The organism is Azospirillum palustre (assembly GCF_002573965.1).
Lineage (GTDB): Bacteria > Pseudomonadota > Alphaproteobacteria > Azospirillales > Azospirillaceae > Azospirillum > Azospirillum palustre.
Genome location: NZ_PDKW01000043.1, coordinates 2068777 through 2092682 on the forward strand (window position 1 = coordinate 2068777; position 23906 = coordinate 2092682).

The 23906-nt window shown below is 68.5% G+C and carries 23 protein-coding genes; 7 read left to right on the forward strand and 16 right to left on the reverse strand.

The window, feature by feature from the left end; genetic code table 11:
- Positions 1-21 precede the first annotated feature (21 nt).
- Complete coding sequence (locus CRT60_RS32015) at positions 22-873, reverse strand: electron transfer flavoprotein subunit beta/FixA family protein (RefSeq protein ID WP_098740445.1); 852 nt, start codon at positions 871-873, stop codon at positions 22-24.
- 226 nt (positions 874-1099) lie between these two features.
- Positions 1100-4216 (reverse strand): response regulator, encoded by a 3117-nt coding sequence (locus tag CRT60_RS32020; protein ID WP_098740446.1) that lies wholly within the window; start codon positions 4214-4216, stop codon positions 1100-1102.
- Positions 4217-4415: 199 nt separating this feature from the next.
- On the opposite strand from CRT60_RS32020, the gene CRT60_RS32025 reads away from it, so the two are divergent.
- Positions 4416-5261: a BglII/BstYI family type II restriction endonuclease gene (locus CRT60_RS32025; RefSeq protein ID WP_098741135.1), complete on the forward strand. Its 846-nt coding sequence runs from the start codon at positions 4416-4418 to the stop codon at positions 5259-5261.
- A 40-nt stretch (positions 5262-5301) separates the two neighbouring features.
- On the opposite strand, the gene CRT60_RS32030 is transcribed toward CRT60_RS32025, so the two are convergent.
- From CRT60_RS32030 to CRT60_RS32055, 6 genes are all read right to left on the reverse strand, one after another.
- On the reverse strand, positions 5302-5964 hold the full coding sequence (locus CRT60_RS32030) for a LysE family translocator (protein WP_098740447.1): 663 nt from the start codon (positions 5962-5964) through the stop codon (positions 5302-5304).
- A 63-nt stretch (positions 5965-6027) separates the two neighbouring features.
- Entirely contained in the window at positions 6028-6924 is an 897-nt protein-coding gene (locus CRT60_RS32035; RefSeq protein WP_098740448.1) for an LpxL/LpxP family acyltransferase, read from the reverse strand.
- Positions 6908-7906 carry a tetraacyldisaccharide 4'-kinase gene (lpxK, locus tag CRT60_RS32040; RefSeq protein ID WP_098740449.1) on the reverse strand — a complete coding sequence of 333 codons (999 nt, stop codon included), beginning with the start codon at positions 7904-7906 and terminating at the stop codon, positions 6908-6910. The genes CRT60_RS32035 and lpxK overlap by 17 nt, the downstream gene beginning before the upstream one ends.
- A 14-nt stretch (positions 7907-7920) precedes the next feature.
- Entirely contained in the window at positions 7921-9207 is a 1287-nt protein-coding gene (locus tag CRT60_RS32045; protein ID WP_098741136.1) for a 3-deoxy-D-manno-octulosonic acid transferase, read from the reverse strand.
- A 154-nt stretch (positions 9208-9361) separates the two neighbouring features.
- On the reverse strand, positions 9362-10360 hold the full coding sequence (locus CRT60_RS32050; protein WP_098740450.1) for a glycosyltransferase family 4 protein: 999 nt from the start codon (positions 10358-10360) through the stop codon (positions 9362-9364).
- The gene (locus CRT60_RS32055; RefSeq protein WP_098741137.1) at positions 10357-11205 is read right to left on the reverse strand and encodes a UDP-2,3-diacylglucosamine diphosphatase; all 849 of its coding nucleotides are present in this window, start codon (positions 11203-11205) and stop codon (positions 10357-10359) included. The genes CRT60_RS32050 and CRT60_RS32055 overlap by 4 nt, the downstream gene beginning before the upstream one ends.
- A 220-nt stretch (positions 11206-11425) precedes the next feature.
- Here CRT60_RS32055 and CRT60_RS32060 point away from each other — a divergent pair, with 220 nt between their 5' ends.
- Positions 11426-12397 (forward strand): diacylglycerol/lipid kinase family protein, encoded by a 972-nt coding sequence (locus CRT60_RS32060; protein ID WP_098740451.1) that lies wholly within the window; start codon positions 11426-11428, stop codon positions 12395-12397.
- 21 nt (positions 12398-12418) lie between these two features.
- Here the strand turns inward: CRT60_RS32060 and CRT60_RS32065 are convergent, their stop codons facing one another.
- The 4 genes from CRT60_RS32065 to CRT60_RS32080 all read right to left on the reverse strand — a co-directional run bounded on the left by CRT60_RS32065 (position 12419) and on the right by CRT60_RS32080 (position 15279).
- Positions 12419-13051: a DNA-3-methyladenine glycosylase family protein gene (locus CRT60_RS32065; protein ID WP_098740452.1), complete on the reverse strand. Its 633-nt coding sequence runs from the start codon at positions 13049-13051 to the stop codon at positions 12419-12421.
- Positions 13052-13099: 48 nt separating this feature from the next.
- Complete coding sequence (purS, locus tag CRT60_RS32070) at positions 13100-13342, reverse strand: phosphoribosylformylglycinamidine synthase subunit PurS (protein ID WP_014246942.1); 243 nt, start codon at positions 13340-13342, stop codon at positions 13100-13102.
- A 54-nt stretch (positions 13343-13396) separates the two neighbouring features.
- On the reverse strand, positions 13397-14161 hold the full coding sequence (gene purC, locus CRT60_RS32075) for a phosphoribosylaminoimidazolesuccinocarboxamide synthase (RefSeq protein ID WP_098740453.1): 765 nt from the start codon (positions 14159-14161) through the stop codon (positions 13397-13399).
- 344 nt (positions 14162-14505) lie between these two features.
- Positions 14506-15279 (reverse strand): NRDE family protein, encoded by a 774-nt coding sequence (locus CRT60_RS32080; protein WP_098740454.1) that lies wholly within the window; start codon positions 15277-15279, stop codon positions 14506-14508.
- A 252-nt stretch (positions 15280-15531) separates the two neighbouring features.
- Here CRT60_RS32080 and CRT60_RS32085 point away from each other — a divergent pair, with 252 nt between their 5' ends.
- On the forward strand, positions 15532-15852 hold the full coding sequence (locus CRT60_RS32085) for a DUF1476 domain-containing protein (protein ID WP_098740455.1): 321 nt from the start codon (positions 15532-15534) through the stop codon (positions 15850-15852).
- A gap of 72 nt (positions 15853-15924) precedes the next feature.
- Here the strand turns inward: CRT60_RS32085 and CRT60_RS32090 are convergent, their stop codons facing one another.
- Positions 15925-16791 carry an N-formylglutamate amidohydrolase gene (locus tag CRT60_RS32090; protein ID WP_098740456.1) on the reverse strand — a complete coding sequence of 289 codons (867 nt, stop codon included), beginning with the start codon at positions 16789-16791 and terminating at the stop codon, positions 15925-15927.
- Positions 16792-17089: 298 nt separating this feature from the next.
- Between CRT60_RS32090 and CRT60_RS32095 the strand changes: the two genes are divergently transcribed.
- The gene (locus CRT60_RS32095) at positions 17090-18043 is read left to right on the forward strand and encodes a M14 family metallopeptidase (protein ID WP_098740457.1); all 954 of its coding nucleotides are present in this window, start codon (positions 17090-17092) and stop codon (positions 18041-18043) included.
- Between the two features lie 225 nt (positions 18044-18268).
- Here CRT60_RS32095 and CRT60_RS32100 read toward each other — a convergent pair whose 3' ends face one another.
- Positions 18269-18796, reverse strand: coding sequence for a CreA family protein (locus CRT60_RS32100; RefSeq protein WP_098740458.1), 528 nt, complete (start codon positions 18794-18796; stop codon positions 18269-18271).
- A 125-nt stretch (positions 18797-18921) separates the two neighbouring features.
- On the opposite strand from CRT60_RS32100, the gene CRT60_RS32105 reads away from it, so the two are divergent.
- Positions 18922-20082 carry an AI-2E family transporter gene (locus CRT60_RS32105; RefSeq protein ID WP_244592869.1) on the forward strand — a complete coding sequence of 387 codons (1161 nt, stop codon included), beginning with the start codon at positions 18922-18924 and terminating at the stop codon, positions 20080-20082.
- Between the two features lie 29 nt (positions 20083-20111).
- Here CRT60_RS32105 and CRT60_RS32110 read toward each other — a convergent pair whose 3' ends face one another.
- Together CRT60_RS32110 and CRT60_RS32115 are read right to left on the reverse strand one after the other, a co-directional pair.
- The gene (locus tag CRT60_RS32110) at positions 20112-21125 is read right to left on the reverse strand and encodes a DUF6352 family protein (RefSeq protein WP_098740459.1); all 1014 of its coding nucleotides are present in this window, start codon (positions 21123-21125) and stop codon (positions 20112-20114) included.
- A 30-nt stretch (positions 21126-21155) separates the two neighbouring features.
- Positions 21156-22205 (reverse strand): alpha/beta hydrolase, encoded by a 1050-nt coding sequence (locus CRT60_RS32115; RefSeq protein ID WP_098740460.1) that lies wholly within the window; start codon positions 22203-22205, stop codon positions 21156-21158.
- A gap of 169 nt (positions 22206-22374) precedes the next feature.
- Between CRT60_RS32115 and CRT60_RS32120 the strand changes: the two genes are divergently transcribed.
- Both CRT60_RS32120 and CRT60_RS32125 read left to right on the forward strand, forming a co-directional pair.
- The gene (locus CRT60_RS32120; RefSeq protein WP_098740461.1) at positions 22375-22953 is read left to right on the forward strand and encodes a septal ring lytic transglycosylase RlpA family protein; all 579 of its coding nucleotides are present in this window, start codon (positions 22375-22377) and stop codon (positions 22951-22953) included.
- A gap of 465 nt (positions 22954-23418) precedes the next feature.
- Positions 23419-23868 (forward strand): MaoC family dehydratase, encoded by a 450-nt coding sequence (locus CRT60_RS32125; protein WP_012973248.1) that lies wholly within the window; start codon positions 23419-23421, stop codon positions 23866-23868.
- The last annotated feature ends 38 nt before the right edge of the window (positions 23869-23906 follow it).

The following is a 23906-nucleotide window of genomic DNA, read 5'->3' on the forward strand; positions in this document are numbered from 1 at the left end:
GGGTCTCCCGCGGATGGATCGTCAAAGCCCGGCCGCGGCGCGGGCGAGCAGGTCGCCGGCCAGCTTGGGCTGGGCGGCGAAGATGGCGTCGATGGCGGCGGCGGCCATCGCGTCGGGGGTATCGGCATCGGCGACGATCATCTTCGCCTTCTCCGCCCGCGGCTTCGGCACGAACACCTTCGACACCACGGTCGGCGAGCCCTTCAGGCCGACGCGGCCCTCCTCGGCGCCGGTGAAGTCGCGGCTCCAGGTCTTCAGCTCGTAGCGGGCGGCGCGGAACAGATCGTCCATCTTGCCGAAGCGGATGGTGTTGGTCCCCTCCAGCATGGTGATCATGCAGGGCAGCTTGGTCTTGAGCACCTGCACGCCGCCTTCGGAGCGGCGCTGCACCACGATCTCCTTGGACGCGATGTCCAGATCCTCGATCTTGGTGATGTAGGTCAGCTGTTCGAAGCCGAGCCGGGTGGCGATGCCGGGGCCGACCTGGGCGGTGTCGCCGTCCACCGTCTGCTTGCCGCAGAAGACGATGTCGACCGGATCCTCCTCCGCCAGCTTCTGGATGGCCGAGGTCAGGGCGTAGGAGGTCGCCAGCGTGTCGGATCCCGCGAACTTGCGATCGGTCAGCAGCACCGCATCGTCGGCCCCGAGCGACAGCGCCTTGCGCAGCGAGGTCTCCGCCATCGGCGGCCCCATGGTCAGCACGGTGACGCGGGCGCCCACCTTGTCCTTCAGCCGCAGCGCCTCTTCGAGCGAGAACAGATCGAAGGGGTTGATGATGGCGGGCACGCCCTGCCGCATGATGGTGTTGGTGACGGGATGGATGCGGATCTGGGCGCTGTCGGGCACCTGTTTGATACAGACGACGATGTGCATCCCGTTCTCCTTGGCTTCCGCTCTCGCTGTGACGCGCATGTGGGTTTGGGGCCGGCACCGGGCCGGGATACACCCCAGACAGCAAGCAGCGTGCCAGCCGGCAGAGACCGGCCAAGCCACGGGAAACACTGGAGATTTTCAAAAGTCGGAAAGCGCCCTCCCCGTGTCGCAAAGGCGACAAGGGGACGCGCATGTCGGTTTCGCTACAGCCCCGGCGGGTGCGGACTCAGACCGTCTCGATGTGGGCGACGACCCGCTCCAGCTCCACGCCGACGCGGGCGACCATGTCGGCGATGCCGTCCAGCCGGTGGTCGATCACCGCCAGCTCCACCGCATCGGCGGCGGCGGCGAGGTCGCGGGCGCCGACGGTGCGCGAGGAGCCCGCCAGCTTGTGGGCGGCCTGCCGCACCTCGTCCCAGATCTCGCCGGCCAGTGCGTCGACCAGCCAATGGTGCGAGGCGCTGTTGGATGTCACGAACTCGCCAAGCAGATGCCGGACGAACTCGCTGTCGCCGTCGAACAGCGCGGTCAGTGCCTCAAGGTCGAGCGGCGGCAGGTCGGCGATGGCAAGAGCGGGGGCGGGAGTAGGCCGGGGCGAGGGCTGCGATTCCGGTTGCTGCAACCCGCCGGTCGCCGGCTCCTTGTTCTGCAACGGATCGTCCAAATCCTCCCCCTCCCCGGTTTCGCCGTCCGCCGGCGGCAGGAAACGGTCCACCACCCGGCGCAGGTCGGCAAGGCTGACCGGTTTCGCCAGCGTGTCGTCCATGCCCGCGAGAAGGCAAAGCTGGGCCTCGTTCTCCGTCGCGTTGGCGGTGATGGCGACGATGGGCAGGCGAACACCGCTTTCCCCCTCTGCCGCGCGGATGCTGCGGGCCAGTTCCATGCCGTCCATCTCCGGCATCTGGCAGTCGGTCAGCAGCAGGCCGTGGCCGCCGGCCCGCCACAGGGCCAGCGCCTGGGCGCCGTCCTCCGCCGTCTCCATCACATGGCCGAGCAGGGTCAGCTGGCGCTGGATGACCTGGCGATTGGTCGGATGGTCTTCCGCCACCAGGATCAGCCGGCCCCGTGCCCGTGCCTCCTCCACCGTGGGCAGGCGGCGGCGGCCGGCGGCCGGGGCGGCGGGCTCCGGCGCGGGTTGCCGGTCGGCGCGCCCGCCCTCCCCCACCGCCATCCGGCCGGCGGCGGCCAGGACGGCGCGGACCAGCCCGACCCGGCGCACCGGCCGGCCGAGCACCACCGTGCCGGCCCCTGAGGCCCCCAGTTCCGCCGCATCGCCGGAACTCAGCGCGTCGCCGCCGATCACCACGCGCCCGCGCACCCGGCCGCGCGGGTCGCGGTCCAGCGCCGCGGTGTCGCTGCCGAGCGTCGAGACCAGCACATCGCAGGCGGCGGTCGGCAGCAGGGTGCGCAAGGCGGCGGCGGCGTCGGCCGCCTCCACCACCTGGGCTCCGTCGGCGTTCAGGTAGCGGGCGAGAAAGCCGCGCTCCTGCGCATCCGCCGCCAGGAGCAGGACGGTCACCCCCTGCAGCGGGGCCCGCTGCGTCACGGCCAGCTCGTCCACCGCAACCAGATCGGCGGCGAAGGTGAACCAGAAGGTGGAGCCGACATTGACCTCGCTGTTGACGCCGATGTCGCCGCCCATCAGTTCGGCCAGGCGCCGGCAGATCGACAGCCCCAGCCCGGTGCCGCCGAAGCGGCGGGTGGTCGAAGCCTCCGCCTGGGTGAAGGGACGGAACAGGCGGGTCTGGTTTTCCCTGGAGATGCCGATGCCGGTGTCCGTCACCGCGACGCGGATGATGACGCGGTCGCCGTCGAAATGCGCCAGTTCCACCCGCACGGTGACCGAGCCGGACTGGGTGAACTTCACCGCATTGCCGGCGATGTTGAACAGCACCTGCCGGATGCGGACCGGATCGCCGACGACCTCCGCCGGCAGGTCGGGGTCGATGTAGGTGACCAGCGACAGCCCCTTGGCCCTGGCACCCGGCGCCAGCGTGTCGGCCACCCCCTCCACCACATTGGCGAGCGCCACCGGCACCCGTTCCAGATCGAGCCGGCCGGCTTCGATCTTGGAGAAGTCAAGGATGTCGTTGATGATGGTCAGCAGGGCGCCGGCCGATTCCCGCACCACACTGACCAGCTCGCGCTGGTCGCCGGTCAGGCTGGTGTGCTCCAGCAGTTCCAGCATGCCCTGGATGCCGTTCATCGGCGTGCGGATCTCGTGGCTCATGGTCGCCAGGAACAGCGACTTCGCCTGGTTGGCCGCCTCCGCCTCCGACCGCGCCGCCTCCGCCGCCACGCGCGCCGCAACCAGATCCTGCGTGCGCTCCGCCACCTGCCGTTCCAGGCTGCGGTTCAGCTCGGTCAGTTCCTCGTAGAGGTGGACATTGTCGAAACCGATGGCGACCTTGGCGCAGAACACTTCCAGCAGCCGCCGCTCGTCGGCCGTCAGGGCGCGACCATGCCCGAGATAGACCACGGTGTCGTGCCGGCGGGTGGCGGAGCGGAAGACCAGAACGCTGTGCCCGCGCTCATAGCGGTTGCGGCCATCGGCCAGCGCCGCGATCACCGCCTGTGCCGCGTCGGGCGGCAGCGCCAGGAAGAGCGGGATCCCTTCCATCCCGACATGGCAGCCGGCACCGCCCAGCACCAGCGGCTCCGCCGGCCGCGGCCCGTCGCACAGGCGGCTGACCAACGCCACCCCGCCCGCCCCCCCGCCCGAAGTGGGCCCATTGGCGGGCGGACAGACGCCGACGATCTGGGCCACGGCATGGCGGACGAACTCCGCCATCGTCCGCTTGCCCAGCAGGGTGGAGGAGGAATCCAGGATGCGCTCCAGCCCCTCCCGGTGATCCTCGATGGCGGTGATGTCCTGATAGCCGCGCAGCGCGGCGACGACGGAGGTGAACAGCTTCTGCGCCGTCAGCTCGGTCTTCGATTTGTAGTCGTTGATGTCGTAGCTGAGGATGACGTCGCGTTCCGGCGCCTGCCCCGGCTGGCCGGTGCGCAGGATGATGCGCACACGGCGGTTGCTCAGCTCGCTGCGGATGTAGCGGACCAGCCGCAGCCCGGCGTCGTCCGATTCCATCACGACGTCCAGCAGGATCACCGCGATGGCCGGGTTGTCGCGCAGCACCCCGCGCGCCTCCGCCGCGGTGGCGGCCGACAGGAACTGCGCCGGGCGTCCTTCGAAGGTGAAGCCGCGCAGCACCATCTTGGTGGTGGCATGGATGGCCGGGTCGTCGTCGACGATCAGGATCAGCCAGGGTTCGACCGGCTCCGCAGCCTCGGCAACCGCCTCGACGGCGGGCTCCTCTTCCGCGAACAGGAATTCGTCGCTCATCACGGTCCCCCGGCGAACTTGCCGCGCTTTTTCCACCCCGACGCGCAGCCCAAAGCGCTGGCGACCTTAGCATAGGTCGGGGAATGACCGCCAGTCGGCCCCCCTCCGGCCGCCATCGGGTGGCCATCGGGCGGAAACGGTGGATTTGCCCGGCGGCAGCCGCCATGGTGGCGCCGTTTTCCATCGCGCATGTGCCGTCATGAACCTGCTTGCCTGCATCCACGACAAGGCCCCGCTGATCGAGGCGCGGGATCCCGACCTGGGCGACCTGTTCCCGCCCGGCTTTCTCGACCTGTACGAGGTGCACAGCTACCGCAACGCCGCGCGCATCCTGGCCCATGCCTGCACGGCCGAGTTCCGCGAGATCACCGAACGGCTGATGGAATTCCGCATCCGCACCGAGGACATCGTGGCGTCCGGCGGCAACAAATCGCAGATCGCCAAGACGATGGAGCGGATGCTGAACCCGCTGGGCTGGAACGAGACGCGCATCCGCGGCGACCTGTTCATCACCAAGATGATCGTGACGCACGAGGAGAAGCGCCGCGTCGCCGGCAAGAACCGCGGCCAGACCGTCACCGAACAGCGCCAGCGCGAGGAGCTGTACAAGGTCAACGGCTTCATCGACGGGCACAAGATCGACTTCGTGAAGGGGCGGGTGTCCTTCGACCTGGAATGGAACAGCAAGGACCAGACCTTCGACCGCGACCTCTACGCCGCCCGCACTTTCTACGAATGCGGCATCGTCAATGCCGGCGTCCTGCTGACCCGCAGCGCCGAGTTGATCCCGCTGTTCACCGAGGTGGCGCGGCGGGTCGAGATGAAGAACTTCCAGAACAAGTACGGTGCCAGCACCACCTGGATGAAGAAGCTGCTCTACCGCCTGGACGCCGGCCGCGGCGGCGGCTGCCCGGTGCTGGCGCTCGGCATCCGTCCGGCGCTGGTGTCGGATTTCGACGAATGGAAGGACAGCCACCCGGTGGTGCGGCAGACGGCAACCTTCGACGTCGACACCGGGGCGGAGGACGAGGACGATCTGTGGTGAGGACGCCGGGGAGCGCTGACCAGGGCCCTCACCGGCCTTCTCACGCGAACTTGCGGTCGGTCAGCAGCAGCCGCACCGCGAACCCCAGGAACAGCACGCCGGCGATGCCGTCCAGCGCCGTGCGGACGCGCGGGCTGGACAGGACGCGCCGCGCGGCGCCGGCACTGAGCGCGGCGATGCCGACCAGATAGAGACCGCCCAGCACCGAGATGATGTTGCCGAGGATGAAGGTCTGCAACGCCACATGACCCAGCTCGGGGGCGATGAACTGGGGCACGAAGGCCAACTGGAACAGTATGATCTTCGGATTCAGCAGGTTGGTCAGCAGCGCCTGGACGAAGACGCGGCCCGTGCCCGCCGGGGCCGGGGCCTCGATGGACGGGGCGGGCTCGGCACCGCGGCTGGCCCAGACGCTCCACAGCGACCGCAGGCCGATCCAGGCGAGATAGGTGCCGCCGGCATAGCGCAGCAGGTCGAACAGCGACGCCGACGCCGCGATCAGGGCGGAGATGCCGGCGGCGGCCAGCAGCGAATGCACGGTGTTGCCGACGCAGATCCCGATGGTGGCCACCACGCCCGCCTGCCGGCCATCGGCGATGCTGCGGGTCAGCACCAGAAGCGAATCCGGTCCCGGTGCCAGGACCAGCACACAGACGGCGACCATATAGAGTTGCAGCAGATGGAGGTCGAGCGGCAGGGTCATCGCGGGACGGGCCTTCGGGCAAGAGGCTTGATCGAGCGGGCTCAGGCAGGGGGCTTGGGGTGCTCAGTCGGGCCAGCGGCGGTGGATCCACAGCCATTGCGCCGGCTTGTCGCGGATCCAATCCTCCAACAGACGGTTCAGCCTTTCCATAAGAATTCGCGCATCCGCATTGCGGTCGCCGCTGGTCGGGTATTCCTCCGGCGGCAGGACGGTGAGGCGGAAATTGGCACCCTCCAGCCGCTCGGTCCGTGTGGGGCAAAGCGGCAGGTTCAGCTTGATGCCCAGGACGGCCGCCGCCGGAGCGGTCATCGCGTCGCGGCCGAAGAAGGGCACCGGGATGCCGTCGTTCATCTTCTGGTCGATCAGCATGCCGACATGGCCGCCCCTGGTCAGATGGCGCAGCAGCATGCGCGCGCCGTCCGGTCCCTTGGGGATCTGGGGTCCCGACGCCACTCCGCGCAGCTTCAGCAGCAGCTCGGCGACGATCGGGTTGTTTGGGGCGCGGTAAACCGCACCGACCTCCAGCCCATGCAGGCGGGCGGCGACCGGCTGCACCTCCCAGTTCGCCAGATGGCCGGTAACGATGATGCCGGCCTTGCCGTCCTCGCGCAGCCTGTCGACGTGTTCCGCGCCGACCACCTCGACCCGCTCACGGCCGATCTGCTCCAGATGCGGGTATTCGGCGATGGTGCGGCCGAGATTGTCCCACATCCCGCGAACGATCGCCTCGATCTCCGCCCTGCCCTTCTCCGGAAAGGCGCGGGTCAGATTGCGCCGGGCACGGCCGCTGTTGGGCAGCCACGGCCCCACCGTCCGTCCGATCCAGCCGCCGAGCGCCGACGCGCGGTCGAGCGGCAGCGCCCGGAACAGCCGGCAGATGCCGTGGACCAGCATTCCCTCCACCGGGTAGCCGATCCGGCGCGTCAGCCATTTCTGCAACGGGCTACGCGGCTTGGCCATCGGGGCTTCCTTTCAGCGAAACAGGAGTCAGCAACGCGGCGAGCGCGCTCTCGTCCGCCCAGCGCACCGACACCGGCAGGACGGCGATCTTCGCCCGCAACTCCGGCGGCAGGCGGACGGCGTCCTTGGCAGTGGTGACGGGCAAGGCGCCCAGCGCCGCGGCGCGGTCGATCAGCGCCGCCACCTCGGCCGGGCGGTAGGGATGGTGGTCGGCGAAGGGCACGCGCTCCGCGATGCGGGCGCCGAGCGCCTCCAGCGTCGCGAAGAATTTCTCCGGCCGGCCGATGCCGGCGAAGGCCAGCACGTCGCGGCCAACCAGACGCGCGGCGGCCTCCGGATCGGGCTCCAGCCGGGCCGCCAGCACCGGGCGTCCGCCGGCCAGCGCGGCAAGGCCGTGGCGGTCCTCGCCCAGGATCACCAGCGCATCGGCGCGGGCGAGGCCGTCGGCCACCCGTTCCCGCAGCGGCCCCGCCGGCACCAGCCGGCCGTTGCCGAAGCCGACCGCACCATCGGCCACGATCAGCGACAGATCCTTGTGCAGGGCCGGGTTCTGGAACCCGTCATCCATGACGATTGCCCCGGCACCGGCGGCAACCGCGCGCTCCGCCCCGGCCAGCCGGTCGCGCGCCACCCAGCAGGGCGCCGCCCCGGCCAGCAGCAGCGCCTCGTCACCGACATCGGCGGCGGCGTGGCGGCCGGGATCGACCGCCAGCGGACCGGCCTCCCGCCCGCCATGGCCGCGGGTCAGCGCATGGGCGGCGACGCCGCGGGCCTGCAAGGCCGCGATCACGGCCAGCCCGACCGGCGTCTTGCCGGCGCCGCCCGCCACCAGATTGCCGACGCAGACCACCGGAACGCCGACCCGGCGCGGAACGGTCCCGGCGATGCGCCGCCGCCCGGCCAGCCCATAGAGCGCCCCCAGCGGAGCCAGCAGGGTGGAGGCGAGGCCGGGCGGCCGGTACCAGAAGGCGGGGGTCTTCACGGCGGCGCGTCCCCTCAGGCAGCCGTCCGGATGCCGGCCGCGCCCAGCACCGGAGCCAGCGCCGCCAGCGCCCGGTCGATGATCCGCCGGTTGTCCGCGGTCACCCGTGCCGCACCCGCGACGATGCGCTCGCGCGCCCGGTCATCGGTCAGCAGCCGGCGCGCCTCGCGGGTCAGCGCCTCGCCATCCGCCACCGGCAGGGCGCCGCCGGCAGCCTCCAGCATGTGGGTGATCTCGCCGAAATTGAACATGTGCGGGCCATACAGAACGGCACAGCCGAGCTGCGCCGGCTCCACCGGGTTCTGTCCGCCATGGGGGATGAAGGACCCGCCCATGCACACCACCGGTGCCGCACGGTAGAACAGCCCAAGCTCGCCCATGGTGTCGGCGACATAGACGGCATGCTCGGGCCCCGGCAGGAGATGCCCGGAGGTCCGTTGAAGAACCGGCAGGCCGCGCGCCCGCATCAGCTCCGCGATGGCGTCGCCGCGATGGGCATGGCGCGGGGCGATCACCGTCAGCAGGCCGGGCAGCAGCGGGGCCAGCGCGGCATGGACCGCCGCGGCGATTTCATCCTCTCCGGGGTGAGAGCTGGCGAGCAGCCAGACCGGCCGGCCGGCCAGGGATGCCCGCAGCGGCTCCATCGAATCGGCGACGGCGGGGGGAGGCTCGGCGGAGAATTTCAGGTTGCCGACGCTGGCGACGCCGGAAGCGCCGAGCCGGCGCAGCCGTTCCGCATCGCCTTCGGTCTGGGCCAGCGTGACCTGGAAGGTCGACAGCAGGCCGCCGATCAGCCCCGGCGCGTTGCGCCAGCGCGAAAAGCTGCGTTCGGACATGCGGGCATTGACCAGCGCCGCCGGGATGGAGCGGGCGCGGATGCCGGCCAGCAGGTTCGGCCAGATCTCCGATTCCGTCCACAGCACCGCGTCGGGCCGCCAATGGTCGAGGAAACGCTCGACCGCCCCCGGCAGATCGACCGGCACATACTGGTGGATCGCGCGCTGCGGAAGCCGCCGGCCCATCAGCTCGGCCGAGGTGACGGTGCCGGTGGTCATCAGCACGGTCAGGTCGGACGCGCCGTCCAGCAGCCGGCCAACCAGCACGAGGACCGAGTTCGCCTCCCCCACGCTGGCCGCGTGGATCCAGACCAGCGGACCGGCCGGCCGGGCTTGCGATGCCACGCCGAACCGCTCCGCCTGGCGCACGGGGTCTTCCTTGCCGGCGGCACGGCGCCGGTCGAGATAGAGGCGCACCGCCGGCCCGGCAACGGTCGTCAGGCCACGGTAGAGGGAATGCAGCATCAAGGTCCGGAACAGGAAACGTACGACAACGGGCGCGTTGCCGGCACCCCTGATACGGACCACCGGCGACGCGCCCGGCGGCACCTTAGCACGCGGCAACGGTTCCGTAACAGGGGCCGGTGCGACGCAGCCCCCTGACCGCCACACACCCCGTTCAGGCAAACGGCCGCAGGTTCGACAGGAACTGTTCGGCCGAGCGGCGCCAGGAATAGCCCAGCGCATAGTCGCGGCAGGTCTGCGCCGGGATCGCCAGCGCCCCTTCGACCGCGCGTTTCAGATCCTCGTCCAGGCAGCCGGCGCCGGAGCCGTTCACCACGTCCAGCGGTCCGGGCACCGGATAGGCCGCCACCGGCACGCCGGATGCCAGCGCCTCCAGCAGCACCAGCCCGAAGGTGTCGGTGCGGGACGGGAAGACGAAGACGTCGGCGGCGGCGTAATGCCTCGCCAGATCCTCGCCATGCTTGGCGCCGACCCAATGGACGGCCGGATACTTGCGCTGCAACTCCTCCCGCGCCGGGCCGTCGCCCACCACCACCTTGGTGCCGGGCAGGTCAAGACGCAGGAAATCCTCCAGGTTCTTTTCCACCGCCACGCGCCCGACATACATCGACACCGGACGCGGCAGATCGAGGAAGTCCTTGTCGCGGGGCCGGAACAGCTCGGTGTCGACGCCGCGGGTCCAGCGGCGGATGTTGGCGAAGCCGCGGGTCGTCAGCGCGTCCTCGATGGTCTGGGTCGCCACCATCACCGCCGAGGACGGCTTGTGGAAGCGGCGCACCACCGCATAGGACAGCGCCAGCGGGATCGGCGCGCGGTCGCGCACATATTCGGGAAAGCGGGTGTGGTAGGCGGTGGTGAAGGGCTTGCCATGCTTCAGGCAATAGGAGCGCGCGGCAAAGCCGAGCGGCCCTTCGGTGGCGATGTGGATGCAGTCGGGCCGCAGGCCGTCGATCATCGCCCACAAGCGCCGCTTCGCCCCAAGCGCCAGCCGGATTTCCGGATATGTCGGCATCGGCAGGGTGCGGAAGCGGTCGGGGCCGATCACCTCGACGCTGTGGCCCATCGCCTCCAACTCCCCGCGCACGGTGCCGATGGTGCGCACGACGCCGTTCACCTGCGGGTGCCAGGCATCGCTGACGATCAGGATGTTCACGCCGCTTCCCGTTCCTTCGCCGTGAGTTCCTTCGCCTTGATCTTGCCGCCGGTGGGGCTGCTGCTGGGGCCGGTGGTGGCAAGCCGCTGCGCCATGACCTCCGTCCAGTGGATGATTTCCAGCGCGCCACTGTCGTGCTCGACCAAGGCGGTGCAGGACTCGACCCAATCGCCGTCGTTGCAATAGAGGATTCCTTCGATGTCGCGCATCTCGGCGGTGTGGATGTGGCCGCAGACGACACCGTCGACCTTGCGGCGGCGGGCTTCCTCGCCCAGGGCTTCTTCGTATTTGCCGATGAATTCGACCGCTGTCTTCGCCTTGTGCTTCAGGTAGGCCGACAGTGACCAGTAATTGAAGCCGAGCTTGCGGCGCACCCAGTTGAACAGGGTGTTGACGTGCAGCAGCGTGACGTAGGCGTGGTCGCCGAGCAGGGCCAGCCACTTGGCGTAGCGCACAACCGCGTCGAACTTGTCGCCGTGGGTGATCAGCAGGCGGCGGCCGTCGGCGGTGGTGTGGACCCATTCATCCACCACATGCACGCCGCCGAATTGCAGCCCGACATAATCGCGCGCCGCCTCGTCGTGGTTGCCGGGGATGTAATAGACCTCCACCCCCTTGCGGGCGCGGCGCATGATCTTCTGCACAACGTCGTTGTGGGCCTGCGGCCAGTGCCAGCTTTTCTTCAGCCGCCAGCCATCGACGATGTCGCCGACCAGGAACAGGTGATCCGATTCGGTGTGCTTCAGGAAATCGAGAAGCAGTTCCGCCTGACAGCCGCGCGTTCCAAGATGAACGTCGGATATCCAAATGCTGCGGTAACGCTTGACCGCTGGGACGGCGTCCATCTTCCGCTCCGTCGTCGCCATGGCCGATGGCCATCAAGACAACTGCCGTATAAAGGAAAGAGGCATGCCTTGACAACGATTTGAAACAGCCGCACCTATTCGACACAAAGATTTGGGCTATCGTCATACCGTCGCAGTTTTACTGTAATGGAACCGCCGCAAGCCCTTCACTGTTCTGCAACAGAAGGCGCCTCTGGCGCCGGTCGAGGAGAGCGAATCGGTGCGCGACACGGTTCTGGTGGGCGAAAGCCCGGCGGTTGGCACGGGCAGCGGCGAGGATGCGGCCATCGACGTGCGGCGGCTGCTGATGATCCACAACCCGACCGCCGGCGGCCGGCGGGCACGGCGGCTTCGCGCGGTGGTCGCCCGGCTGGAGGCGCACGGCATCGGCGTCACCGTCAGGCCGACCGGCAGGCGCGGCGATGCGGAAGAGTTCGCCCGCGCGGCCGATCCCGCCGATGTGGATGCGGTGGTGGCGGCCGGCGGCGACGGCACCATCAACGAGGTCATCAACGGGCTGGCCGCCCATGCCGAGGCGGGCCGGCCGCTGCCGCTCGGCATCGTGCCGATGGGCACCGCCAATGTGCTGGCGGCCGAACTGGGCCTGACGATGGATGCGGAGCGCATCGCGACGGCGATTGCCGGCGGGCGGCTGACGATGATCTGGCCGGCCCAGGCGAACGGGCGGGTGTTCTCGCTGATGGCCGGGGTCGGGCTGGACGCGCGGGTGGTGGAGCGGGTCGACCCCAGGGTGAAGCGGCTGATCGGCAAGGGCGCCTATGTCGCCGAGACGCTGGTGCAGCTGGCGACGCGGCCCGATCACCGCTATCGGGTCACTCTGGACGACGGGGAGGCACAGGAACTGGCGTCGGTCATCGTCGCCAAGGGGCATTTCTACGGCGGCCGCTTCATCTGCGCGCCCGATGCGCGGCTGACGGAGCCGGAGCTGCATGTCTGCCTGTTCCCGCGCGGCGGGCGGCTGAACGCGCTGCGCTATGTCTGGGGCGTCACCGCCGGGCGGCTGTCGCGCTTTCCGGACTATCGGGTGGTGACGGCCAGGCGCGTGCGGATCGAGGGGCCGGCCGGCGACGGGCTGTTCGCCGACGCGGTGCAGGGCGATGGCGACGTGCTGGCGCGGCTGCCGGTGGAGATCACGCTGACGGGGTGGCGGTTGCCGGTGCTGGCAGGGTGAGGGTTTCCGATCACTTTCCGATCACCGGGACGGCGGCAGGCCCCGCGCCGCCCGCGCCTGCTCCTGCAACGCCACGTAATGGTGCCAGACCAGCCGCGCCGCCAGCGAGCGATGGGGCCGCCACGGCTCCGCCACCTCGATCAGCTGCCTGGCATTCGGCTTGTCCGCCCAGCACTTCAGCCGCTGGACGCCCAGCTGGATCGCCAGGTCGCCGATGGGCCAGATGTCCGGCCGGCCGAGCGTGGTCATCAGATAGACCTCCGCACTCCAGCGCCCGATGCCTTTCAGCGCGACGAGTTGGGCAATCGCCTCCTCGTCGGGCAGGTCATGGATGATGTTGAAATCGAGCCGGCCACTCGCCACCGCCTCGGCAAGGCCGCGGGCGTAGCCGATCTTCTGGCGGGAGAACCCGCAGGCGCGCAAGCTGTCGTCGTCGAGCGCCAGGATGGCGTCGGGGGTGACGGTGCCGCCCAGCCGGTCCCGCAGCTTGGCCCAGAGCGCCAGCGCCACCGTGGTGGAGAGCTGCTGCTCCATCACCATGCGCAGCAGGCCGACGAAGCCGGTCGGCCGGGTGAAGTCGCGGATCACCGGACCGCCGACGCGCAGGCATTCGGCGAAAATGGGGTCGAGCGCGGCCAGATGTTCAACGCTCATCTGCCGCGCTCCACTCCAGCAAACCGCTCAATCGAGGCTGACGGCGGATCAGGCCACCAGCTCGATGGCGTAGTCCTCGATCACGGTGTTGGCGAGCAGCTTGCTGCACATCGCCTCGACCTCTTTGCGGGCGGTCGCCTCGTCGGTGCTCTTGAGCTGCAGCTCGATCACCTTGCCGGCGCGGACGTCCTCGACGCCGTCGAAGCCCAGCGTGTGCAGCGCGTGCGCAATGGCCTTGCCCTGGGGGTCGAGAACGCCGCGCTTGAGGGTGACGTGAACCTTGGCCTTCATCGGATGTCCGCTCGCTTTACGGTGTTGGGTGGAGGGGTGGTTACTGAATGGCGGTCACTGGATCGTCTTGGGACCCTTGACGTCGCTCGGGCCGCCTTCCGGCAGGATGCCGAGGCGCCGCGCGACCTCCTGATAGGCTTCCTCGACACGGCCCAGATCCTGGCGGAACCGGTCCTTGTCCAGCTTCTCGTTGGTCTTGACGTCCCACAGGCGGCAGTTGTCGGGGCTGATCTCGTCCGCCAGGACGATCCGCATCTCCTCGTTCTCCCACAGCCGGCCGAACTCCAGCTTGAAGTCGACCAGCTTGAGCCCGATGCCGAGGAAGAGGCCGGACAGATAATCGTTCACGCGCAAGCTGAGCGCGACCATGTCATCGAGATCCTGAGGAGCCGCCCAGCCGAAGGCGGTGATGTGCTCCTCCGAGACCATCGGGTGGTTCAGCTCGTCCGACTTGTAGTAGTATTCGATGATCGACCGCGGCAGCGGCGTGCCTTCGGGAATCCCGAAGCGGCGCGACAGGCTGCCGGCGGCGACGTTGCGGACGACGACCTCGATCGGGATGATCTCCACCTCGCGCACCAGCTGCTCGCGCATGTTCAGGCGGCGCATGAAGTGCGTGGGCACGCCGATCTCGGACAGACGGCTCATCAGATACTCGGAGATGCGGTTGTTCAGCACCCCCTTGCCGGTGATGACGCCCTTCTTCTGGTTGTTGAAGGCGGTGGCATCGTCCTTGAAGTACTGCACCAGGGTGCCCGGCTCCGGCCCTTCGAAGAGTACCTTGGCCTTGCCTTCGTAGATGCGCCGGCGTCGTGTCATCGCGTCTTCGTCCAAATACGTAAGGACCGGTCAAGCGAGCTTGCCGGCCCAGGAATGTGCCTGAGTGATATAGCAAGCCGGGTGCGCGAACACAACGACGGGGGCTGGAGGGCAGGATTGTGCAGTCGCGGATCCTGTGGGGTGCAGCGGCGTGGGACAAGATCTCCACGGATTTCACGGATGCGAACACGGATTTCACGGATGTGGCGTTCCGAGCTCATGGCTTTCGGAAAGGCCGAGATCTCGGCAAGCTCAGGAAAATCCGTGTAATCCGTGTTTAAATCCGTGACATCCGTGTCAATCTTGCCCGACGGCACGCAACCGACCCAGCAATCGAACCCCTTTCACAGCTCCACCGGCGCATAGTCCACCGCATGCGGCCGGCCGGGGGCGAAGTGCCAGATCGGATTCAGGTCGGGACGCTCCACCTGCGGCACTGCCAGCAACGAGCTGGACGAGGTTCCGAAGCCGCTGGGCAGCAGGAAATCCATGGCGCCGCGCTCGTCCGGCGTGCCCTCCCAGATGCGGCTGCCCATCAGCTCCGGCCAGCCGCCCCAGGTGAAGGTCTCCGCATCGAGCGCGTCGAGGGTCGGCGGAATGGCATGCTCGAACAGCGGGCGGTAGAAGGCGCTGCGCGGGTCCTGCGGGTCGTCCAGCTCGAAGGCGGTCAGCATGTGGACGCCGGCGGGAATCGACGACACCTCCGGCCGGTGGCGCGGGTTGGCGCCGCGGTGGACGACCAGGAAAGCGTCGCGGTTGTCGGCGATCACCAGATTGAACGGGCGATAGGCGCGGATGTCGAGGTCGGCGAAGCTGCGCGCCGCATCGGCGGCGTCGGCATGGTCGAGCGCATCCAGCACCAGTTCGCCGCGCGACCGCTTGCCAGCCTCCGGCCCCAGCGTGCCGAAGCGGTTGAGGATGACCGCCACCACCCCCTCGTCGTTCAGCCCCATCCAGGAGCCGCCCGCCAGCTCGTCCAGCCCGGCGACCACGTTGGGGCGGTCGGGCCAGTGGCGGGCCGGCGGGAGCCAGGGGCGCCCCACCATCTCGTCACGGTTCCCGGCGACGACCAGCGGCCATGTTGCATCGGGTCGCCGCAGGAGGATCACACTGCACATGCCTTGCCCTGTCTTCGGTTGCGTCTGTGGGGGGGTGCATCTCTGGGGGTTGCATCTCTGGGGATGCCGGTCTTCGGCGTCTTCGGTATTCGGCGGTGACAGCCTTGGATGTCGCTTGGGGGTATCCCGCCATCCGGGGAGGCCCCGCAGAATATCCGCGGGTGCGACGCGGCGGGACAGTGACGACAGCCGCCTTCGGGCTATATTATCCTCATATAAGGGAGCGAAACCAATAAAGGAGCCTGGGTCCCCATGACGACCTTCGACGACCGCGAAAAGGCCTTCGAGAACAAGTTCCAGCACGACGAGGACCTGCTCTTCCGCATCCGCGCCCGGCGCGACCGGCTGGCCGGCGAATGGGCCGCCGACCTGATGGGGCTGTCCGGTGCCGACGCCGAGGCCTATGCCCGCCAGATCGTGGACACCGACATCGCAACCCCCGGCCCGCACGACATCCGGGACAAGCTGAGCGCCGACCTGCATGCCCGCGGGGTCGACATCTCCGACCACCGTGTCGAAAAGCAGATGGCGCATTTCCTGGACATCGCGCGCCAGCAGGTCACGCAGTCCTGAATGCAAGGGGCCTGAGTGGAAAAGGCCTAAAACGGTCTTCGCAGCCCCGCCGAGCCGATCCCGGCGGGGCTCTCACTCCGCTGCGCGGTGCAGGACGCGCTGGCCGGCATAGTCGGCGATGCGCCGTATCAGCGTGTCGATGTCGCCCTTCAACCGGACGAAGCCGTCATGACGCTCCAGCGTCTCCTCGTTCATGTAGAGGCGCCGGTTGATCTCCAATTGGATCGAATGGCGGCCGCGCGCCGGCTCGCCATAGCGCGCCAGCAGTTCCACGCCCTTGTAGGGATCGTTGATCGCCACCCGATGGCCGAGGCCACGCAGGGTGTCCGCCACCAGCCGGACGAAACCCGGCTCGCTGGTGGTGCCGTCGCGGTCGCCGATGACGAAATCCACCGCCAGCGGATCGCGCCCGTCCGGCCGCAGCGACGACGGCATGGAATGGCAGTTGACGTGCCACGCTGCCCCGAACCGCTCCGCCAGACCATCCAGCGCCATCCGCATCTGGGCGTGGTAGGGGCGGTAATAACGGTCGATGCGGTCGGCAACCACCGACGCCGGCAGCTTCCCGTCATAGAGCGGCACGCCCGGCCGCAGCATGGCCCGGATCAGCCCCATGCCCAGCGTGCTGCGCGGTGTCGGACGCAGCCGCAGCGGCAGGTCGCCGTCGATCATCGCCGGGTCGATGTCGTCGACGGCGCGGTTCACGTCTATGCAGGTCCGCGGGAACAGCGCGCACAGCAGGGTGGCGCCATGGTCGGGTGCCGTGGCGAACAGCTCCTCGACATGGGTGTCCTCGGCTTGGCGCAGCAGCGGATGCGGGCAGATCACCCGGAAATCGTCGGGATAGACGCTGCCGCTGTGCGGCGAATCGAACAGCACCGGAAGGCGCCGGCCGACCGGATCGTTGCGGACCAGAACGTCATCGATCACGAAGCTCATCGACCGGTCCCGACCAGACAATCCCTAATCAGATAGCCCCCAACCGGATAGTCCGCGTGGAGCAACCGCCAGTTCAATTGCCGCAACGTCCACCGCCGCCCTTATCGATCCGGCGGATCCTATAACCCATGCGTCAACCCGCAGTCGACGGCCATTCGTCATGATGCTGCCATGCCGCCGCAACATTGCGCCAGGCGCATCAGCCAAAAAAACCGCGGCGGCGCACCGGCCCGCACTGGCGTGGAGTCGCTTGGTTCGCCATACTGTTCGGAGCGCCCACCGCTGGCGAGCTTGCCGCTTGACCGACCCGCTCTTCGCCCCCGTAGAACTCGCGCCGCCGGACATCGCGCCCTACCGGCGCGGCAACACCGGCATCGACCACGTCACCAGCCTGTCGGCGGCAGAGCCCGGGCCGCATGTGGTGCTGAACGCGCTCGTCCACGGCAACGAGCTGTGCGGCGCCATAGCGCTGGACGCCCTGCTGCGCATGGGATTGCGGCCGACGCGCGGGCGGCTGACCTTCGTCTTCGCCAACACCGCGGCCTACGCCACCTTCGACCGCCAGAACCCCTACGCGTCGCGCTATCTGGACGAGGATTTCAACCGGCTGTGGTCGCCGGAGCATCTCGACGGCCGGCGCGACAGCATCGAACTTCGGCGCGCCCGTGCCCTGCGGCCGGTCTATGAATCGGCGGACCTGCTTCTCGATCTCCATTCGATGACGGCGGACACGGCACCGCTGACCCTGTGCGGACGGACCACGCGCGGGCGCGATCTGGCGCTCGGCCTCGGCTATCCGGCCTGGGTGGTGGCGGACGGCGGTCATGCCGGGGGCAAAAGGCTGATCGATTACGGCAACTTCGCCAAGCCCGAGGGGTCGCACACCGCCATCCTGACCGAATGCGGCCAGCATTGGCGGACGGAGACCGCGACGGTGGCGCTGGAAAGCTGCCTGCGCCTGCTTCTCGGGCTGGAGATGATAGACCAGCCGGCGAACGGCCCGCGCATGCGCCCGCGAACCGATCCGCAGCGGGTGGTCGAGGTCACCGAGGCCATCACCGCCGCCAGCGAGCGCTTCCGCTTCACCGCCCCCTTCGTCGGGATGGAGGTGATCGGCCGCGCCGGCACCGTCATCGGCTGGGACGACGCCCGCGCGATCAAGACCCCTTACGACGACTGCGTTCTCATCATGCCCGCCCGCCGCGTGAAATCCGGCCAGACGGCCGTGCGGCTGGGGCGGATCCTCGGGTGAGGCTGGTCGATCCTTGCTGCGTCCTGCGGAGGCCGGCAAGACTGACACGGATTACACGGATTGGAGCACGGATTACACGGATATGGCGTCCCAAACCTCAGGCTTCCAAGACAAGCAGTGGCGTCCGCAAGATCAGAAAAAATCCGTGTAATCCGTGTCTAAATCCGTGACATCCGTGTCAATGTTGCTCCCGGATCAGAGCCCTGCCAAGTCGCCGGAAACCACTCACTTCACGGCCGGCTTGCCCTTCGTCCAGGTCGCATTCGCGCTGAACAGCGGCACGGTGGAGATCGAGGTCTTCGCCGAGGCGTCCTTCACCTGTCGGCTGTAAACCACATAAACCAGCGTGTCGTTCGGCCGGTCATAGATGCGGCGGATGGCGATCGACTTGAAGATCAGGCTTTTCCGTTCGGAGAAGACCTCCTCCCCCTTCTGCGACAGGTCGATGTCGCCGACGGTGACCGCCCCGGTCTGGCGGCAGGCGATGGAGGCGTTGGACGGGTCCTCGAACCAGTTGCCCTTGCTCAGCCGGTCGATCAGGCTGCGGTCGAAATCGACCAGATGGCAGGTAATGCCCTTCACCTTGGGGTCCTCGATCGCCTGGACCTGCAGGCCGTTGCCGGTCCAGTCGTTGGAGAAGCGGCCGATCACGTCGTCTGCCGCCGCCGGTGACGGCAGCGTCAGCCCGGCAGTCAACAGGCCCAGAACCAAAAGGCCGGCGGAAACGTTCATCAGGGGAAACGGGCTGCGCATCGCGACTGGGTCTCCGGCAAGGACGGGCGGGGACCGCGGGCCGCGCGGTCCGGCAAAACACTCCCCTAGATCGGAGGATCGGGCGCCACCGTCAAGCGCCCACCTTCGGAGGTCCGGCCACCGCGATGACAGACCGCAGCCAGTTCGCCTCGATTCCCCCTGCGCATCCCCCCGCGCCGGAGGCGCCGCTCCCCGGCACGCCGGAACCGGCGACCGAGCCCCTGCCCCCGCCCGGTCATCGCCGCAATCCGCAAACCATCGCCACCGTCGGCCTGTTCGTCATCGCCGTGCTGTTCGCGCTGTATTTCGGGCGCGACGTTCTGCTGCCGATCATGCTGGCGCTGATCCTGAGTTTCCTGCTGCGGCCGCTGGTCCGCGCCCTCTACCGCGTCCGCGTGCCGGAGGGCATCGGCGCCGCCATCATGGTGGTATCGCTGTTCGGCGGCGTGCTGCTGGCGGTCTACACCCTGTCGGGCCCGGCGGCGGAGTGGGTCAACCGCATGCCCCGGGTCATGCACGAGTTGGAGTTCAAGCTGGGCGACATCCGTGCCGGCATCGACCGCGCCCGGGAAGCCTCGCGCCAGATCGAGCAGATCGCCAAGGAGACCGGCAACCCGTCCGGACCGGTGCGCGAGGTGGTGGTGCGCGGTCCGACGCTGATGGAGCAGGCGGTCAGCCAGGTCGAAACGGTGCTGGCCAATGTCGTGATCCTGCTGGTGCTGCTCTACTTCTTCCTCGCCCGCGGCCGGCATTCGCTGGAGGCGCTGATCGGCACGATGCGCAACGTCGACGACCGCGTGCATTACGCGATGGTCGCGGCGACGCTGCAGCAGAACATCGCCGCCTATCTGCTGACCATCACCGTCATCAACGCGATCCTGGGTCTGGCGACCGGGCTGGTGATGTGGCTGTGGGGGCTGCCCAATCCGGCGCTGTGGGGGGTGATGGTGGCGCTGGCCAACTACATCCCCTTCATCGGCCCGGCGGTGATGACCGGCGTGCTCTTCCTGGTGTCGGTCCTGACATTCGACAGCCTCGGCACCATCATCCTGCCGCCGCTGTCCTTCGTGGCGCTGACGACGATCGAGGGCAATTTCCTCACCCCGATGATCGTCGGCCGCCGGCTGTCGCTGAACCCCATCGCGGTGTTCGTGTCGATCCTGTTCTGGGGCTGGCTGTGGGGTATCCCGGGCGCGCTGCTGGCTGTGCCGATCCTGGCGATCCTGAAGATCCTGTTCGACGCGCACGAGCCGCTGAAGCCGGTCGGGGCCCTGCTGGGCGATTGAGGGGAGCCAAGGCCCCCCTCAAACCCCTCTCACGCCACCGAGGCCAGCGGCAGGTTGACCAGCAAATTCTGCGGCTTCAGCTTCAGCCGCCGCGCTTCCGTCATCGCCAGCCCCAGATAGACCGGCCGGCCGGCGAGGTCGGGGCGCATGACGGCGGGATCGGCAAAGTCCAGGCGGAACAAAGCGAGGATGCGGGCCAGCCGCTCCTCCCCCACCTCGACCCCATTGTACAGGTCGTTGAGGATCGCGGTGGCGGCGCTGTCCAGCCCGACATGCCAGACCCAACGGTCGTCGCGGATGTTCTGCACCGGCTGGATGCTGACGGTCACGCCGAGGAAATGCCCGACCCAGGCCTCCAGCACGCGGGCCAGCGCGTCCAGCCCGGCGGCGGCGAAGGTGATGTCCAGCACCGTGTCGTGCCGGCCGTCGCGGCCCCAGTAGAGCGGGTGGTTGGTCTCGTCCAGGATGTCCAGCTCGACGCTGCGCGGAGCCGTGCCGGCCTCCACGACGAGACGGCCGAGCGAGCCGAAGCCGCCGGACGCCGCCATCGTCTCCACGATCTCGGCATCGGCGACACGGACGCGGCCATCCTCCACCGACACCGTCTGCTCGCGGAAGAACAGCTCCCCCGCCCGCGCCCGCAGACCGGACGGCGTTTCGTCGAGGATGCCGCGCAGGATGGCGTGGACCAGCTGGTCGATGAACAGGCCGGGCACGCCGCGGGCACCCTCGCGGAACAGGCGGATGTAGCAGCCCTCCAGCGTCCCGGCGGCGAGCAGCCGGTCGCGGAAGGCCAGCCAGACCTGGAAATTCTCCCGTGCGTCCGCATCGGCGATAGCGTCGATCAGCGGCGCCGGCACGACGCGCGCCGGATCGTCCAGCAGGGCGGCGTGCAGCGTACGCTCGGCGTCGCAGGCCTCCTCCGGCGGGCGCATCTCGGGCCGGAGCAGGTAGGCGCGCAGGAAATCGGGCGTCACCGCCAGATGGTTGTCGGCGTCGCGGGTCAACAGGTGGAAACCGGACGCCGTCCAGAAATCGGTCATGCTGCTGGGCACCTTTGGTCCTGAAGGCGCCTATCCGACGACAGAGCCGCCGGCCGGCGCAAGTGTCTTGTGCTCGGCCCCGGTGCCGAGGGTCCTGTCGAGAAAGGCGTCGATGTCCGCCCACACCCGATCGCGGACGGCGTCGCCTTCCATCAGCAGCTCGTGCCGCGCGCCGGGATAGCCGACGAGATGGGCGTTGCCGAGCCGGGCGGCCACCATGCCGTGGGCTTCCGCCCGCACCACCCGGTCCTCCGGCGCGCTCAGCAGCAGCACCGGCGTGCGCACCCGTTCCAGCGGCAGGACGTGGCGCAGCGCATCCTCCGCATCCAGGGCGGCGGCGACCCAGGCGAAGCTGACACCGCCGACGCGCAGTTCCGGCCGCTCGGCATAGGGGGTGTGAAAGGCGGCGTAGCGCCGCGGGTCGGTCGTGATCTTGTTGTCCGGACCGAAGCGCCCCTCCGCCGGGTCGTAATCGCCCTGCCCCAGCGCATAGCGGGCCCCCCAGCCACAGGCTAGCCCGAGGCTGGCCAGCACCCGCACCAGCCAGCGCGGCAGCGGTCCGCTGTGGATGGCGTACATCGGCGCCACCAGCAGAACGGCGGCGTAACGGTCCGGATCGTCGTCGGCATGGCGAGCCAGCGCCAGCGTCGCCACCAGCCCGCCCATCGAATGGGCCAGCACGATCACCGGGCCGCCCGTCTCCGCCGCGACCGGCGCCACGACCTGCCGATGGATTTCGTCGAGATCGTCCACCAGCGTCGCGAAATCGGTCAGGTGATGAATCTGCCGGTTGGGCAAGGGCCGGTCGGACAGGCCCTGGTTGCGCCAGTCGAACGCCACGACGCGGAAGCCGCGGGCGGTCAGCGCCTCCGCGGTTTCGGCATATTTCTCGATGAACTCCGCCCGGCCGGTCAGCACCAGCGCCGTGCCGCGAGCCCGCTCCGGCACCGGCCAGACGGCGACGCGCAGCCGAACCCCATCGGGCATCGCCACATGACGCATCTCAGCCGGGGCGGAAGCACCATTGGAGATGTGATCCGCCGCAAATTCGGATGCAGTCCAGGCGGCATCGTCGGCCATGCTTTCTCCCCTGACCGTTGTGTTGCTGACCGGAAGGGCAGCCCCAGGGGCAACCCACTCCGAATTCGTCAAGATATTAGAAACCAGAAATAGTGGCGATGTCTTGTCTCAACCCTGCGAGGGAACTCTTTTCCTTGAATGGCGTTGGTCCGCCGTTGGAGGTGTACCGATGAAGACAACACGCATCATCGTCCTGGCGCTGACCGCCGCGACCCTGAGCGGGACTGCCGTCCCGGTGCTGGCGAATGGGAGGGCCAAGGTTCCGCCCGTGCATGTAGAGCATGAGGATGGCGAGGAGATCCTCGTCCACAAGGGGGAAGCGTCCTTCTACAGCCAGAAGTTCCACGGCCGCACCACGGCGAGCGGCGAAACGATGAACCAGAACAAGCCGACCGCCGCCTCGCGCACCCTGCCGCTGGGCGCCAAGGCCACCGTCACCAATCAGGACAACGGCAAGAGCGTCGACGTCATCGTCAACGACCGCGGCCCCTATGTCGACGGCCGCGTGATCGACCTGTCGCGCTCCGCCGCCCGGAAGCTGGACATGATCGAGGACGGCACCGCCCCGGTGAAGGTCGAGGTCAAGCCGTCGGAACAGCCGACCGACACCGCCCGCGAAAAGGTGGAGGAGAAGGTCGACCAGCTGACCCCCGGCAACCAGGTTGCCCAGGGCGACGGCAACCGGAACAGCGGAAATTCCGGCGGGAGCAGAAGCGACACAGTGTCGCACTCCGGCTCCGGCAAGTAATGCTGCGGCGCGGCGAAAAGGGCTTCCGATTCGCCGCGCCCGCCGCCCCATTTTTATTGCATCGCCGAACCAACAGTCACCATACGGTCAAACCGTTGAAAAGAACGGGACTTCTCCATCGGCACCCCAGCCGGTGGCAAAACAGTCGCACCCATGGCGCCATATCGGCCGGAGCGGCCCAAGCTTTTGCGATAAGCCCATGATCCGCCGCGATTTCTCCTGAAATACCTCGGCTGGTAAGTAATCCCTTACCGACATGCCGGCTTCCATTGCGGCAAAGCCTGCCGGACGGAGCGGCCGGCCTCCTCGCCGACTTGTACGGGACGTTAGAGATTTTTTTGCATTTTTGGAGGAGACGTGGTGCCATTCCCATCGCTGCGGTGCACACGACGCATTGCAGCGAACGGCACGGCGCCCACGCGTCAGATGCCGGAACAGGCACCGAGAGAAAGAGGAATTGCTGCGATGGACGACGTGCGTCAGGTCCGCAAGGATACCGAGGGCTACTGCATCGAAGACCTGTCCGTCGGCATGACGGCCAGCTTCGCCAAGACGGTGACGGAGGCCGACATCGTCCTGTTCGCGGGAATTTCCGGCGACACCAACCCGGTTCACATCAACCAGGAATATGCCGCCACCACCATGTTCCAGGGCCGCATCGCCCACGGCATGCTGACGGTCGGCTTCATCTCGGCCGTTCTGGGCACCAAGCTGCCGGGGCCGGGCTGCATCTACATGAGCCAGACCCTGAAGTTCAAGGCGCCGGTCCGCGCCGGCGACACCGTCACCGCCCGCGCCACCATCACCGAGCTGATCCCGGAAAAGCGCCGCTGCGTCATCAAGACGGTGTGCACCGTCGGCGAGACCGTGGTGGTCGAAGGCGAAGCGCTGCTGATGGTTCCGTCCCGCGGCTGATCGCATACGGCCAATCGCCCTGCTTGCGAGCGCAAAAC

Bases quoted from the DNA above. Each gene is read 5' to 3' on its own strand.
- CRT60_RS32020 (WP_098740446.1), bottom strand. From the start codon at position 4,216: ATGAGCGACGAATTCCTGTTCGCGGAAGAGGAGCCCGCCGTCGAGGCG.
- purC (WP_098740453.1), bottom strand. From the start codon at position 14,161: ATGACACGACGCCGGCGCATCTACGAAGGCAAGGCCAAGGTACTCTTC.
- CRT60_RS32065 (WP_098740452.1), bottom strand. From the start codon at position 13,051: ATGAGCGTTGAACATCTGGCCGCGCTCGACCCCATTTTCGCCGAATGC.
- CRT60_RS32035 (WP_098740448.1), bottom strand. From the start codon at position 6,924: ATGGCCAAGCCGCGTAGCCCGTTGCAGAAATGGCTGACGCGCCGGATC.
- CRT60_RS32105 (WP_244592869.1), top strand. From the start codon at position 18,922: ATGACAGACCGCAGCCAGTTCGCCTCGATTCCCCCTGCGCATCCCCCC.
- CRT60_RS32115 (WP_098740460.1), bottom strand. From the start codon at position 22,205: ATGGCCGACGATGCCGCCTGGACTGCATCCGAATTTGCGGCGGATCAC.
- CRT60_RS32120 (WP_098740461.1), top strand. From the start codon at position 22,375: ATGAAGACAACACGCATCATCGTCCTGGCGCTGACCGCCGCGACCCTG.
- CRT60_RS32090 (WP_098740456.1), bottom strand. From the start codon at position 16,791: ATGAGCTTCGTGATCGATGACGTTCTGGTCCGCAACGATCCGGTCGGC.
- CRT60_RS32125 (WP_012973248.1), top strand. From the start codon at position 23,419: ATGGACGACGTGCGTCAGGTCCGCAAGGATACCGAGGGCTACTGCATC.
- purS (WP_014246942.1), bottom strand. From the start codon at position 13,342: ATGAAGGCCAAGGTTCACGTCACCCTCAAGCGCGGCGTTCTCGACCCC.
- CRT60_RS32080 (WP_098740454.1), bottom strand. From the start codon at position 15,279: ATGTGCAGTGTGATCCTCCTGCGGCGACCCGATGCAACATGGCCGCTG.
- CRT60_RS32085 (WP_098740455.1), top strand. From the start codon at position 15,532: ATGACGACCTTCGACGACCGCGAAAAGGCCTTCGAGAACAAGTTCCAG.
- CRT60_RS32030 (WP_098740447.1), bottom strand. From the start codon at position 5,964: ATGACCCTGCCGCTCGACCTCCATCTGCTGCAACTCTATATGGTCGCC.
- CRT60_RS32055 (WP_098741137.1), bottom strand. From the start codon at position 11,205: ATGGACGCCGTCCCAGCGGTCAAGCGTTACCGCAGCATTTGGATATCC.
- CRT60_RS32025 (WP_098741135.1), top strand. From the start codon at position 4,416: ATGAACCTGCTTGCCTGCATCCACGACAAGGCCCCGCTGATCGAGGCG.
- CRT60_RS32015 (WP_098740445.1), bottom strand. From the start codon at position 873: ATGCACATCGTCGTCTGTATCAAACAGGTGCCCGACAGCGCCCAGATC.
- CRT60_RS32100 (WP_098740458.1), bottom strand. From the start codon at position 18,796: ATGCGCAGCCCGTTTCCCCTGATGAACGTTTCCGCCGGCCTTTTGGTT.
- CRT60_RS32045 (WP_098741136.1), bottom strand. From the start codon at position 9,207: ATGCTGCATTCCCTCTACCGTGGCCTGACGACCGTTGCCGGGCCGGCG.
- CRT60_RS32110 (WP_098740459.1), bottom strand. From the start codon at position 21,125: ATGACCGATTTCTGGACGGCGTCCGGTTTCCACCTGTTGACCCGCGAC.